This window comes from Streptomyces sp. WY228, from assembly GCF_019287315.1.
GTDB classification, from domain to species: Bacteria; Actinomycetota; Actinomycetes; order Streptomycetales; family Streptomycetaceae; genus Streptomyces; species Streptomyces caviscabies.
Genome location: NZ_CP079114.1, coordinates 3232006 through 3244711, shown reverse-complemented (window position 1 = coordinate 3244711; position 12706 = coordinate 3232006). Strand labels below are relative to the sequence as shown.

The following is a 12706-nucleotide window of genomic DNA, read 5'->3' as shown; positions in this document are numbered from 1 at the left end:
AGCCCGCCCGCCTCCGGGGTAGGGGACAACCGCCCGGGTGTCTCCCCGGGCGGCGACCGCGACCCCCGCCGGGGCAACGGACACGCCGCCTGCGACGACACCTATCCTGGGAGCGTCGGACAGCGCGGTCCGCACCCGCTCGTCGGGGCGTGGCGACAGCACCGCTGCCAGCCGCAGGGCCCCGGACCCCGCCACCCGCCCCCCACCACCGGACACAGGGGGACGGCGAAGCGAACGCACCTCCTCATTCACTGCAAGGAGCCGCACACTGTGAGCAGTGCCGACCAGACCCCTGCCGCCAGCCCCGCGCTGCGCGCCGACATCCGCCGCCTCGGCGACCTCCTCGGCGAGACCCTCGTCCGCCAGGAGGGCCAGGAGCTCCTCGACCTCGTCGAGCGGGTCCGCGCCCTGACCCGCACCGACGGCGAGGCCGCCGCCGAGCTCCTCGGCGACACGGACCTGGAGACCGCCGCCCAGCTCGTGCGCGCCTTCTCCACCTACTTCCACCTCGCCAACGTCACCGAGCAGGTCCACCGCGCCCACGAGATGCGCGACCGCCGCTCGGCCGAGGGCGGCCTGCTGGCCCGCACCGCCGACCGGCTCAAGGACGCCGACCCCGAGCACCTGCGCGAGACGGTCAAGAACCTCAACGTCCGCCCCGTCTTCACCGCACACCCCACCGAGGCCGCCCGCCGCTCCGTCCTCAACAAGCTCCGCCGCATCGCGGCCCTCCTGGAGACCCCGGCCATCGAGGCCGACCGCCGTCGCCTGGACCTCCGGCTCGCCGAGAACATCGACCTCATCTGGCAGACCGACGAACTCCGCGTCGTCCGCCCGGAGCCCGCCGACGAGGCCCGCAACGCCATCTACTACCTCGACGAGCTGCACGCCAACGCCGTCGGCGACGTCCTGGAGGACCTCGCCGCCGAACTGGACCGCGTCGGCGTCGAACTGCCCGCCGGCACCCGCCCCCTCACCTTCGGCACCTGGATCGGCGGCGACCGCGACGGCAACCCCAACGTGACGCCCGCCGTCACCTGGGACGTCCTGATCCTCCAGCACGAGCACGGCATCACCGACGCCCTGGAGATGATCGACCACCTCCGCGGCCTCCTCTCCAACTCCATCCGCTACGCCGGAGCCACCGAGGAACTCCTCACCTCCCTCCAGGCCGACCTGGAACGCCTCCCCGGCATCAGCCCCCGCTACAAGCGGCTGAACGCCGAGGAGCCCTACCGCCTCAAGGCCACCTGCATCCGGCAGAAGCTCGTCAACACCCGCGAGCGCCTCGCCGAAGGCACCCCCCACCGCCCCGGCTGCGACTACCTCGGCACCGCCGAGCTCCTCGCCGACCTGGAGCTCATCCAGACCTCCCTGCGCGAGCACCGCGGCGGCCTCTTCGCCGACGGCCGGATGGACCGCACCATCCGCACCCTGGCCGCCTTCGGCCTCCAGCTCGCCACCATGGACGTACGCGAACACGCCGACGCCCACCACCACGCCCTCGGCCAGCTCTTCGACCGGCTCGGCGAGGAGTCCTGGCGCTACGCCGACATGCCCCGCGACTACCGGCAGAAGCTGCTGGCCAAGGAGCTGCGCTCGCGCCGCCCGCTGGCCCCCACCCCGGCCCCGCTCGACGCGGCCGGCGAGAAGACCCTCGGCGTCTTCCACACCATCAAGCAGGCCTTCGAACGCTTCGGCCCCGAGGTCATCGAGTCCTACATCATCTCGATGTGCCAGGGCGCCGACGACGTCTTCGCCGCCGCCGTCCTCGCCCGCGAGGCCGGACTGATCGACCTGCACGCCGGCTGGGCCAAGATCGGCATCGTGCCGCTCCTGGAGACCACCGACGAGCTCAAGGCCGCCGACGTCATCCTCGACGCGATGCTCGCCGACCCCTCCTACCGCCGCCTCGTCTCGCTCCGCGGCGACGTCCAGGAGGTCATGCTCGGCTACAGCGACTCCTCCAAGTTCGGCGGCATCACCACCTCCCAGTGGGAGATCCACCGCGCCCAGCGACGCCTCCGCGACGTCGCCCACCGCTACGGCGTACGGCTGCGCCTCTTCCACGGCCGCGGCGGCACCGTCGGCCGCGGCGGCGGCCCCTCCCACGACGCGATCCTCGCCCAGCCCTGGGGCACGCTGGAGGGCGAGATCAAGGTGACCGAGCAGGGCGAGGTCATCTCCGACAAGTACCTCATCCCCGCCCTGGCCCGCGAGAACCTGGAGCTGACCGTCGCGGCCACCCTCCAGGCCTCCGCCCTGCACACCGCGCCCCGCCAGTCCGACGAGGCCCTCGCCCGCTGGGACGCGGCCATGGACACCGTCTCCGACGCGGCCCACGGCGCCTACCGCAAGCTCGTCGAGGACCCGGACCTGCCCGCGTACTTCCTCGCCTCCACCCCGGTGGACCAGCTCGCCGACCTGCACCTGGGCTCGCGGCCCTCCCGCCGCCCCGGCTCCGGCGTCTCGCTCGACGGCCTCCGCGCCATCCCGTGGGTCTTCGGCTGGACCCAGTCCCGCCAGATCGTGCCCGGCTGGTACGGCGTCGGCTCCGGCCTCAAGGCCCTGCGCGAGGCCGGACTCGACACCGTCCTCGAAGAGATGCACGAGCACTGGCACTTCTTCCGGAACTTCCTCTCCAACGTGGAGATGACGCTCGCCAAGACCGACCTGCGCATCGCCCGGCACTACGTCGACACGCTCGTCCCCGACGAGCTGAAGCACGTCTTCGACGCCATCGAGGCCGAGCACGCGCTCACGGTGAGCGAAGTCCTCAAGGTCACCGGATCCACCGAATTGCTCGGCACCAGCCCGGTGCTCCAGCAGACCTTCGCCATCCGCGACGCCTACCTGGACCCGATCTCCTACCTCCAGGTCTCGCTGCTGGCCCGCCAGCGCCAGGCCGCCGAACGCGGCGAGGAGCCCGACCCGCTGCTCTCCCGCGCCCTGCTGCTCACCGTCAACGGTGTCGCGGCGGGCCTGCGCAACACCGGCTGACCGTCAGCACCGGCTGACCGGTCAACACCGGCCGGCCGTACGGAACGCCCCGGGGCGGTCCTGCTACAGCGCGACGAACGTCGCCACCAGCAGGGCCGCCCCCGCCGTTCCCGTACCCCACGCCGTACGCGTCAGCCGCAGCCCGCCGCCGATCACGAACGCGGCCAGCACCAGCGCCCCGCCCAACGGCACCCAGGCATGCAGAAAGCCCGGCAGCCCCGTGCGGACCACCGCATCGGTACCGGGCTTCACCACCACGGGGAAACGATCCCCCTTCCGCGCCGCGACGGACGCGTCCAGCGTCACCCGCGCACGCTCCCGCGACACCGAGTCCGGCTCGTACGACCCGGTGCAGGTGTCCTCGCCGCACCCCGTCACCGTCACGGTCCCGTGGTCACGGCCCTTGGCCAGAACGATGTGGTGCGCGGTGTCCCACGACGACCACGCACCCGCGACCAGCAGCACCAGGACGACCAGCCCCATGGCCGCCCGACGGCCCGCGACCGCCGCACGCCGGGAAGAGCTCCGCTTCATGGGGGCCGATCCTTGGCCAGACCCGCACCCCCGGTCAACCTGTGGCCGAAAAACGCCCCACCAGGGAAGGGAATGTCAGGAGTTGTACGCGGCGGGGGACAACGGCCCGCCGCTCAGGAGTTGTACGCGCTCTGCGCCCGCTCCAGCCCCTCCGCCAGCAGACACTCCACCGCGTCCGCCGACCGGTCCACCAGGAACTCCAGCTCCTTGCGCTCCGTCGACGAGAAGTCCTTCAGCACGAAATCCGCGACCTGCATCCGCCCCGGCGGCCGCCCGATCCCGAACCGCACCCGGTGATAGTCCGGACCCATCGCCTTCGTCATCGACTTCAGCCCGTTGTGCCCGTTGTCGCCGCCGCCCAGCTTCAGCCGCAGCGCCCCGTAGTCCACGTCCAACTCGTCGTGCACCGCCACGACATGGTCCGTCGGCACCTTGTAGAAGTCCCGCAGCGCCGTCACCGGCCCGCCCGACAGGTTCATGTACGACATCGGCTTCGCCAGGATCACCCGCCGGCTCGCCGGACCCGGCGGACCGATCCGCCCCTCCAGGACCTGCGCCTGCGCCTTCTGCGCCCGCTTGAACTTCCCGCCGATCCGGGCCGCCAGCAGATCGGCGACCATGAACCCGACGTTGTGCCGGTTCGCCGCGTAGTCGGGACCCGGATTGCCCAGGCCCACGATGAGCCAGGGGTCGGTGGCGTCGGACATCAGCGCTCGGTCTCCTCGGTGACGACTACGGCTTACGGCTTACGGCACAGGCAAACGGGGCGGCGGCTCCCGGAAGGGAACCACCACCCCGTCAGTCAAGCAGGTGGAACGCTGAGCGGTGAGGCTCAGGCCTCGGCGGACTCGCCCTCGGCGGCCTCGTCGGCGGACGGCTCCTCGGCCTGCGCGGCGACGACCTGGATCACGATGGCGTCCTCGTCACCGGCCAGCGTCGAACCCTTGGGCAGCGCGATGTCCTTGGCGACGATCGAGTCACCGGCGTCCAGGCCCGCGACGGAGACCGTCACGGACTCGGGGATGTGGGTGGCCTCGGCCTCGACCAGCAGGGTGTTCTGGACGAACTCCAGCAGGTTGGCGCCCGGCGCCAGGTCGCCCTCGGCGTGCACCGCGATCTCGACCTGGACCTTCTCGCCGCGCTTCACGGTCAGCAGGTCGACGTGCTCGATGGTGCCCTTGAGGGGGTGACGCTGCACGGCCTTCGGGATGACCAGCGCGTCCTTGCCGTCGATCTCCAGACCGATCAGCACGTTGGCCGTACGCAGCGCCAGCAGCAGCTCGTGGCCCGGCAGGGTGACGTGGACCGGCTCGGCGCCGTGGCCGTAGACGACCGCGGGAACGCGGTTGTCACGACGGACGCGGCGGGCGGCGCCCTTGCCGAACTCGGTACGGACCTCGGTGGCGAGCTTGATCTCGGCCATGGTGCACTCCTCGTCAGGTACGGAGAGCCGTCGGGGGTGACGGAACTCGAACGGTCACCCGGCCCACGACAGACCTGCTACGAAGAGCGCGTCGATAACGGACCGCCGTACACACGGGTACGGCCTCCCTCGCCGAGCAACTCGCTGAGTCTACCCGGCGGGGAGGCCGCACCCCAAAGTGGATCACCCGAGGATGATCGTCACTGCTGTCAGCCCTGCTCCTCGAAGAGGCTCGTCACCGAACCGTCCTCGAACACCTCACGCACCGCACGCGCGATCGTCGGCGCGATCGACAGCACCGTGATCTTGTCCAGCTCCAGCTCACCCGGGGTCGGCAGGGTGTCCGTGAAGACGAACTCGCTCACCTTCGAGTTCTTCAGCCGGTCCGCCGCCGGACCCGACAGCACCCCGTGCGTCGCCGTCACGATGACGTCCTCCGCGCCGTGCGCGAACAGGGCGTCGGCGGCGGCGCAGATCGTGCCACCGGTGTCGATCATGTCGTCGACCAGCACACAGACGCGGCCCTCGACGTTGCCGACGACCTCGTGGACGGAGACCTGGTTCGGCACGTCCTTGTCGCGGCGCTTGTGCACGATCGCCAGCGGCGCGTCCAGTCGGTCGCACCAGCGGTCGGCGACGCGCACGCGACCCGCGTCCGGCGACACGATCGTCAGCTTGGAACGGTCGACCTTCGCGCCCACGTAGTCCGCCAGGATCGGCAGCGCGAACAGGTGGTCCACCGGGCCGTCGAAGAAGCCCTGGATCTGGTCCGTGTGCAGATCGACGGTGAGGATCCGGTCCGCACCCGCCGTCTTCATCAGGTCCGCCACCAGACGGGCCGAGATCGGCTCACGGCCCTTGTGCTTCTTGTCCTGGCGGGCGTACCCGTAGAACGGCACGATCACCGTGATGGAGCGGGCCGAGGCGCGCTTCAGCGCGTCCAGCATGATCAGCTGCTCCATGATCCACTTGTTGATCGGAGCCGTGTGGCTCTGGATCAGGAAGCAGTCCGCGCCACGTGCCGACTCCTGGAACCGCACATAGATCTCACCGTTGGCGAAATCGAAAGCCTTCGTCGGCACGAGTCCGACTCCCAGCTGATGGGCGACCTCCTCGGCCAGCTCGGGGTGGGCGCGGCCGGAGAAGAGCATCAGTTTCTTCTCGCCGGTCGTCTTGATCCCGGTCACAGCACAGTCTCCTCAGACGTGTATCTGGCGCTGCACGCATAGGTCCCGATGTGCAACGAGCCAGCCGAAATGGGGTGAGCATCTATCACGGTACGCCGTCACCGGCGCACCTGTTTCCGGTCAGCTTTGGCCGTCGGTCTCCTGCCCGGACGCCTGAGCGGCCTGAGCGGCCGCGCTGCCCGGACGCTTCCGGGCCACCCAACCCTCGATATTCCGCTGCTGGCCCCGCGCCACGGCCAGCGAACCGGCGGGCACGTCCTTCGTGATGACCGACCCGGCGGCGGTGTAAACGCCGTCCCCCACCGTGACCGGTGCCACAAACATATTGTCGGAGCCGGTGCGGCAGTGGGAGCCGATCGTCGTGTGGTGCTTGGCGACGCCGTCGTAGTTCACGAAGACGCTCGCCGCACCGATGTTGGTGTGATCGCCGATCGTCGCGTCACCGACGTAACTCAGGTGCGGGACCTTCGTCCCTTCCCCGATCGTGGCGTTCTTCATCTCCACGTACGTACCGGCCTTGGCCTTCGTGCCCAGCCGGGTGCCCGGCCGCAGATAGGCGTACGGCCCCACGGACGCCCCGGGCCCGACCTCGGCCGAGAGCGTCACGGTGTTGTCGATCCGGGCCCCGGCGCCGACGAGGGTGTCCTCGATCCGCGAGTTCGGCCCCACCTCGGAGTCCTCCGCGAGATGCGTGGTCCCCAGCAGCTGCGTCCCCGGGTGCACGACCGCGTCCCGCTCGTACGTCACGGTCGCGTCGATCAACGTGGACGCCGGGTCGACGATCGTCACCCCGGCGAGCATCGCCCGCTCCAGCAGCCGCTCGTTCAGCAGCCGGCGCGCCTCGGCCAGCTGGAGCCGGTTGTTGATGCCGAGGATCTCGCGGTGGTCGCCCGCCACGGACGCCCCGACCCGGTGCCCGGCCTCGCGCAGGATGGAGAGCACGTCGGTGAGGTACTCCTCGCCCTGGCTGTTGTCGGTACGCACCTTGGCCAGCGCGTCGCCCAACAGCCGCCCGTCGAACGCGAACACCCCGGAGTTGATCTCCGAGATCGCCCGCTGCTCGTCGGTGGCGTCCTTGTGCTCGACGATCTCGGTGACCGCACCGGTGGCGGGGTCGCGCACGATGCGCCCGTAACCGGTGGAGTCCGGAACCTCGGCGGTGAGCACGGTGACCGCGTTGGCGTCGCCGGCGTGGGTGGCGGCGAGCGCGCCGAGCGTCGCGCCGGACAGCAGCGGGGTGTCGCCGCAGACGACGATCACGGTGCCCTCGACGGAGCCGCCGAGCTCTTCGAGCCCCATACGGACGGCGTGCCCGGTGCCGTTCTGCTCGGCCTGGAAGGCGGTGCGCACGGGGGCGTCGCCGGCGTTGAGATGCGCGGTGACCTGCTCACTGGCATGTCCGACGACCACGACGAGGTGCTGGGGGGCCAGCTCACGGGCGGCGGCGACGACATGTCCGACGAGCGAGCGCCCGGAGATCTCGTGCAGAACCTTGGGGGTCTTCGACTTCATGCGGGTGCCCTCACCCGCTGCGAGGACGACGACGGCTGCCGGGCTGGTTGCGCTCACGGATGTGCCCTTCGGCTTCGGGTGGTGGTCATCCGCAGGATACCGGGGGTGTTTCCGGTGGAAACGGGGGCGGGCCCCGACCGGTGTGGTCGGGGCCCGATGCGTGAGCTCCGCCGGCTGGATTCGAACCAGCGTCTCAAGGCTCCAAAGGCCTGCGGGATGCCGCTACCCCACGGCGGATCACGCCTCAACCCTACCGGGTCGATCACCGCTCATGAGCCGAGAGGTGGCACCTGCCGCGATCCCCGACCACCACCCTTCGACGCGGCGGTAGAGGGTCGCACCCTTGGCGACGCGGATGACCAAGCACCCTCGGTACGAATCGCCCACGTTCTTCCGGACCGTCTTCGGGTTGTGCTTCTTGAGCGTCGTCTTGTGGAGAGCGGAAACGTCGATGCCGACGAGGTCGGCCCAGTAGCTCTCGGCGGCCGGGACGTCGGCAGTTTCGTGGATCATCACCCGGTAGGAGAGACGGTCGCGGGATACGTCCAGCAGATCCAGCCAGGCCAGATAGACGGCTATGACATCCGGATCGCTGTTGATGAAAGTGACGTTCTCTCGCCGGTCGTAGGTCTTGTCCTTACTGCCCTCCGCCCAGTACAGGGCGATACCGGCAAAGAAGAGCTCACGGTCCGACATGGTCGCGGTCTCCTTCCGCGCGGCAGATTTCGTCCGCTGCCGTTCGGCGTCTCGGACCGCCAGTTCATGGTCCCAGCGCATGCGCCCCGCGAGGCGCGCCTGTTCGATGGCGCTACGGCTGCGCTCCGGCTTCGGCAGGTCCCGTACCCACAGGGAGATCGAACTCTTCGAGCACCCCAGCTCCACCTGGATCTGGTCGTAGGTCATGCCCCGGAGCCGAAGCTCGCGAGCCTTCTCCCGTACGTCGTCCTTGGCGTTCGGGCGCTTCGTCCACTCCGGTGCGGGCTCGCCTTGCAGGAGGCGGTTGAGGATGTCGTTGTTGTCGACGTGGAGCCGGTCGCGGATCTGGCGGCGGCTCAGCCCCTCCCTCCGCAGCGCCACCGCCCGCTCGCGTAAGCCCTCGAAGTCGGCGTACTTGCCTGTGGTCTCCGTCATACGCGGATCGTTGTCCGGAATCCGAACGTCCGGGTCGAAAGCGTGGTCGATTCGCTATTTCAGGCGATCGGCATGCGTTTCGTGCCTGTTCGAATGCGGAACGTGCTGTTGCCGGTCACCCGAAAATGAGATGCGTCCGCCCGTAGGCTGGATGCCATGACCGCAACGGGGGCAGACCGGGAAGCGGCGGGATCGACCACCCGCGGCTACTGGTGGTGGGAGCGGCGACGCAGTGTCGCCCTGGACGTGGGACTGGCGCTGGTTTCGGCGCTGGAGTGTGGCCTGGAGGGGGTGGAGTTCGCCCGGAACACCGGGATTCCGGTGCCGGTGGGCGTGGTGTTCGGGCTTCTTGCCGGTTCGGTGCTGCTGGTACGCCGGCGGTGGCCGATCGCCGTGGTGCTCGTGACGATCGCCATGACGCCCGCCGAGATGGGCTTCCTGATGGCCCTCGTGGGCCTCTACACCCTGGCCGCGTCCGAGGTGCCGCGCCGGATCACCGTCGTCCTGGCCGGGATGGCGCTGGTGGGGACGTTCATCGTCACCTACGTACGGCTGCGCCAGAGCGTCGCCGAGCAGGCCGACTTCGGGCCGGGGGACTGGTACGTCCCGCTGATGTCCGTCTTCATGGCGGTGGGGCTGACGGCCCCGTCCGTGCTGTTCGGCCTCTACATAGGGGCCAGGCGCCGCCTGATGGAGAGCCTGCGGGAGCGGGCCGATTCGCTGGAGCGGGAGCTGTCGCTGCTCGCGGACCGGGCCGAGGAGCGGGCCGAGTGGGCGCGTACGGAGGAGCGGACCCGGATCGCCCGGGAGATGCACGACGTGGTCGCCCACCGGGTGAGCCTGATGGTGGTCCACGCCGCCGCCCTCCAGGCGGTCGCGCCGAAGGACCCGGCGAAGGCGGTGCGCAACGCGGCGCTGGTCGGCGACATGGGCCGGCAGGCGCTCACGGAGCTGCGCGAGATGCTCGGGGTGCTGCGGACCGGGGACGCGCTGACGGCGCCGGCCGCGGCGGGTGCGGTTCCGCTGGCGTCGGTGAAGCAGGTGGCCGCGGCCGCAGCTGCCGCCGCCTCGGAGGACGGGCCCCGGCTGGACGAGCTGGAGGCGCTGGTCGCGCAGTCGCGGCAGGCGGGGATGACCGTCGAGATGTCGGTGGACGGTGCGGTGCGGCCGTATCCGCCGGAGGTCGAGCAGACGGCGTTCCGGGTGGTGCAGGAGGCGCTGACGAACGTGCACAAGCATGCGGCGGGCGCGAAGACGTGGGTGCGGCTGGCGCACCGGGACGCCGAGGTCGCGATGCAGGTGGAGAACGGGCCCTCGGACTCGGCGGCGGCGGATGCGGGGCTGCCGAGTGGGGGGAACGGGTTGGTGGGGATGCGGGAGCGGGTGCAGGGGCTGGGGGGCGTGTTCGTGTCCGGTCCTACGGACGCGGGGGGCTTCCGGGTCTCCGCGGTGCTCCCGGACGGCTCGGGCGGGGCCTGACCCCTTTCAGCCCGTCTCAGCCCGTCCGGCGTTTGAGGGCCAGCCCGTTTCAGCCCGTCCGGCGTTTGAGGACGGAACCCTGGTGGTGGGGTGGCAGCACCTTTTCCTGGCCGGGAAGCGATGGTGCCCGTTCGTCCCGAGCAACGGTTCCGTCCTCAAGCGCCGCACGGGCTGGAGGCACCCGGGGCTAGGGCGACGTCAGGCGGGACGGCTGGGTGCCCGTTACCAGCGTGGCCAGGGCCTCGTCGATGTCCTGGCCCAGGAACCAGTCCCCCGTGTGATCGATGCTGTACACCCGGCCCTCCGTATCGATCGCCAGCACCGCCTGCTCCTCCCCCTCCGCCCCCAGCGGACTGACCTCCGTCTCCAGGGCGCGGCCGAGGTCGCCCAGCGTCCGGGCCAGGTGCAGCCCGCTCAGCGGGTCGATCCGTACCGACGCGGGCGCGATCTGCCGGCCCGGCGCGGACGCCGTGATGTGGAGGCCGCCGAACTCCGCCCAGGCCTCCACCGCCGCCGGAAAGACCGCGTGCCGGTGGCCGGCCGGAGAGGCGTGGGAGCGCAGCGCGTCGGCCCATTCCTCCGCCTGGCGGATGTCCCAGCGCCCGGGCTGCCAGCCCGCCTCGCGCAGGGCGGCGTCGACGGCGACGGGGAAGCGGGTGGTGGAGGTGTTGTGCTGCTGACGGTCGTGCATCGGTGGGCGGTCAGCCCTTCTCGGCGGTGGTCGCGGCGCCGGTGGAGGTCAGGTCGACGGGGCGTACGCCGAAGTGGGACAGGAGTGCCGAGCAGGAGCGGCAGGGCGGTGCGTAGCTGCCGTGGAGCGGATCGCCGTCCTCGCGGATACGGCGGGCGGTGAGCCGTGAGTGCTTGAGCGCACGGCGCGCTTCCCCGTTGGTCAGGGGTTTTCGCTGGGCGCGTTTGGAGCGCCCGCTCTCGGCGGCGGTGAGCTGACGGGAGAGGAGTATCGCTTCGGGGCAGCGCCCGGTGAAGCGTTCGCGCTGGCCGCTGGTGAGGGTGTCGAGGAAGTCCTGGACGAGCGGGTGCAGCACCGGCGGCTGGTCCCCCTTGCCCGCGGTGCAGGTCAGCGTCTCGCCGCGTACGGACAGGGCGGCGGCCACCGCGGGAAGGATCCCGTCGCGGCGGTGGATCAGTCGTGGCGTACGGCTGGTCTCGGTGCTGCTCCAGGTGAGTCGCGGATCCCCTGATGTGACGGTTTGTGTCGAATGCATCGTGCTGACGTCCCTCCCTGCAATCCCCCGAGTTGCGGGGACAGCCTGCCAAATGTGCCAGGTGGTGGGGAAGCTGGGGCGGGGAAACGTGTCTGCGTGTCGCCCGAAGGTGCGAGACCGTCGCCTCACCGTCACGCGAATGTGACCGTTCGTGACGGAACCGGCGGGGCGGGACCCCCTGTTGCCCCACCGCTTAGGCTGTGCGGAACACCGGACGCAGCAGGGGGCATCAGCCATGACGACAGGTCGGCTCGGGCAGCAAGCCGCGCCACCGAACGCCGCCTATGCCGGGCAGGTCGTGAACTTCCCGGACCCGGTCCGGGCGGCCCGCCACCCCGCAGGGGTGCGGATGGACGGAAGCGGCCACCCGGTTCTTTCGCCGTACGCGCGCGCCGCCGCGGAGATCGCCGATCCGCCTCCGGGCTTCGGCATCGACGAGCTGCGCCTGACCGACTACGTGTCGGCGAACGCGGCGATGGCGGCGAGCGGTCACGACCTGTGGGACACGATTCCCGCGGTGGCGACCCCGCACGGCTGGACCTGGCACCACGTGCCGGGCGGCCGGCGGATGGAGCTGGTGCCGGTCGAGGTGAAGGCGCTGCTGCGTCATCACGGCGGTCTGGCGGGTACGGACGTGGACCAGAACCGGCGGGGCACCCGCCCGTTGCAGGAGACCCGTCCGGCGCACTTCCGGCTGCCCAAGGGCGCGGTCGCGGTGAGCGAGCAGCAGGTGCAGGGCGTCGAGGAGGACCTCGGCTACCGGCTGCCCGGCGCGTACCGCTCCTTCCTCAAGGCGGCCGGCGGTTCGGCCCCGGTGGGCGCCGCGCTCGACGCGGAGCTGGGGCTGCTGGTGGACCAGCCGTTCTTCACGGTGCGTGACGAGGCCGCGATGAACGACCTGGTGTACGTGAACAAGTGCCTGCGGGACCACTTCACCAAGGACTACCTGGGCGTCGCGTTCGTCCAGGGCGGGATTCTGGCGGTGAAGGTGCGCGGCCAGGACGTCGGTTCGGTGTGGTTCTGCCCGTACGACGATGCCCGGGACCAGGACGGCTGGAGTGTCCAGGAGCGTGTGGAGCGGCTGCTGCTGCCCTGCGGTACGGACTTCGACGCCTTCCTGCAGCGGCTGGCGGGCAATCCGCCGGAGCTGGAGACCGTGGCGAACCTGATGGTGGACGGCGGCTTCGCGCGCGCCGTCCCGGTGGAGGGGTGAG

At 70.7% G+C, this 12706-nt stretch carries 11 protein-coding genes and 1 tRNA gene; 3 read left to right on the top strand and 9 right to left on the bottom strand.

What is annotated here, in order from left to right; translation table 11 throughout:
* Positions 1-270: 270 nt before the first annotated feature.
* Positions 271-3000: a phosphoenolpyruvate carboxylase gene (ppc, locus tag KV381_RS13995; RefSeq protein WP_030086285.1), complete on the top strand. Its 2730-nt coding sequence runs from the start codon at positions 271-273 to the stop codon at positions 2998-3000.
* A 63-nt stretch (positions 3001-3063) separates the two neighbouring features.
* Here ppc and KV381_RS13990 read toward each other — a convergent pair whose 3' ends face one another.
* From KV381_RS13990 to KV381_RS13960, 7 genes are all read right to left on the bottom strand, one after another.
* Positions 3064-3534 (bottom strand): hypothetical protein, encoded by a 471-nt coding sequence (locus KV381_RS13990; protein WP_218785310.1) that lies wholly within the window; start codon positions 3532-3534, stop codon positions 3064-3066.
* A gap of 113 nt (positions 3535-3647) precedes the next feature.
* On the bottom strand, positions 3648-4241 hold the full coding sequence (gene pth, locus KV381_RS13985) for an aminoacyl-tRNA hydrolase (RefSeq protein WP_030086280.1): 594 nt from the start codon (positions 4239-4241) through the stop codon (positions 3648-3650).
* A 125-nt stretch (positions 4242-4366) separates the two neighbouring features.
* Positions 4367-4957, bottom strand: coding sequence for a 50S ribosomal protein L25/general stress protein Ctc (locus KV381_RS13980; protein ID WP_030086279.1), 591 nt, complete (start codon positions 4955-4957; stop codon positions 4367-4369).
* Between the two features lie 209 nt (positions 4958-5166).
* Positions 5167-6144, bottom strand: coding sequence for a ribose-phosphate diphosphokinase (locus KV381_RS13975; protein ID WP_006125162.1), 978 nt, complete (start codon positions 6142-6144; stop codon positions 5167-5169).
* 120 nt (positions 6145-6264) lie between these two features.
* Positions 6265-7713, bottom strand: coding sequence for a bifunctional UDP-N-acetylglucosamine diphosphorylase/glucosamine-1-phosphate N-acetyltransferase GlmU (glmU, locus tag KV381_RS13970; protein ID WP_086779488.1), 1449 nt, complete (start codon positions 7711-7713; stop codon positions 6265-6267).
* A gap of 108 nt (positions 7714-7821) precedes the next feature.
* Positions 7822-7893: transfer RNA gene (locus KV381_RS13965), tRNA-Gln, on the bottom strand.
* A complete protein-coding gene (locus KV381_RS13960; RefSeq protein ID WP_218785309.1) occupies positions 7894-8787 on the bottom strand; it encodes a hypothetical protein in 894 nt (297 codons plus the stop codon).
* Between the two features lie 156 nt (positions 8788-8943).
* Here KV381_RS13960 and KV381_RS13955 point away from each other — a divergent pair, with 156 nt between their 5' ends.
* Positions 8944-10266, top strand: a complete 1323-nt coding sequence (locus KV381_RS13955) for a sensor histidine kinase (protein ID WP_218785308.1) — start codon at positions 8944-8946, stop codon at positions 10264-10266.
* 187 nt (positions 10267-10453) lie between these two features.
* On the opposite strand, the gene KV381_RS13950 is transcribed toward KV381_RS13955, so the two are convergent.
* A complete protein-coding gene (locus tag KV381_RS13950; RefSeq protein WP_030086271.1) occupies positions 10454-10957 on the bottom strand; it encodes an SUKH-3 domain-containing protein in 504 nt (167 codons plus the stop codon).
* A 10-nt stretch (positions 10958-10967) separates the two neighbouring features.
* Positions 10968-11492, bottom strand: a complete 525-nt coding sequence (locus tag KV381_RS13945) for a YwqJ-related putative deaminase (protein ID WP_030086269.1) — start codon at positions 11490-11492, stop codon at positions 10968-10970.
* Between the two features lie 235 nt (positions 11493-11727).
* Between KV381_RS13945 and KV381_RS13940 the strand changes: the two genes are divergently transcribed.
* Entirely contained in the window at positions 11728-12705 is a 978-nt protein-coding gene (locus KV381_RS13940; RefSeq protein ID WP_030633156.1) for an SMI1/KNR4 family protein, read from the top strand.
* Position 12706 lies beyond the last annotated feature (1 nt).

Coding starts and splice junctions, on each gene's coding strand:
- KV381_RS13990 (WP_218785310.1), bottom strand. CDS start 3,534: ATGAAGCGGAGCTCTTCCCGGCGTGCGGCGGTCGCGGGCCGTCGGGCG.
- pth (WP_030086280.1), bottom strand. CDS start 4,241: ATGTCCGACGCCACCGACCCCTGGCTCATCGTGGGCCTGGGCAATCCG.
- KV381_RS13980 (WP_030086279.1), bottom strand. CDS start 4,957: ATGGCCGAGATCAAGCTCGCCACCGAGGTCCGTACCGAGTTCGGCAAG.
- KV381_RS13960 (WP_218785309.1), bottom strand. CDS start 8,787: ATGACGGAGACCACAGGCAAGTACGCCGACTTCGAGGGCTTACGCGAG.
- KV381_RS13955 (WP_218785308.1), top strand. CDS start 8,944: ATGACCGCAACGGGGGCAGACCGGGAAGCGGCGGGATCGACCACCCGC.
- KV381_RS13950 (WP_030086271.1), bottom strand. CDS start 10,957: ATGCACGACCGTCAGCAGCACAACACCTCCACCACCCGCTTCCCCGTC.
- KV381_RS13945 (WP_030086269.1), bottom strand. CDS start 11,492: ATGCATTCGACACAAACCGTCACATCAGGGGATCCGCGACTCACCTGG.
- KV381_RS13940 (WP_030633156.1), top strand. CDS start 11,728: ATGACGACAGGTCGGCTCGGGCAGCAAGCCGCGCCACCGAACGCCGCC.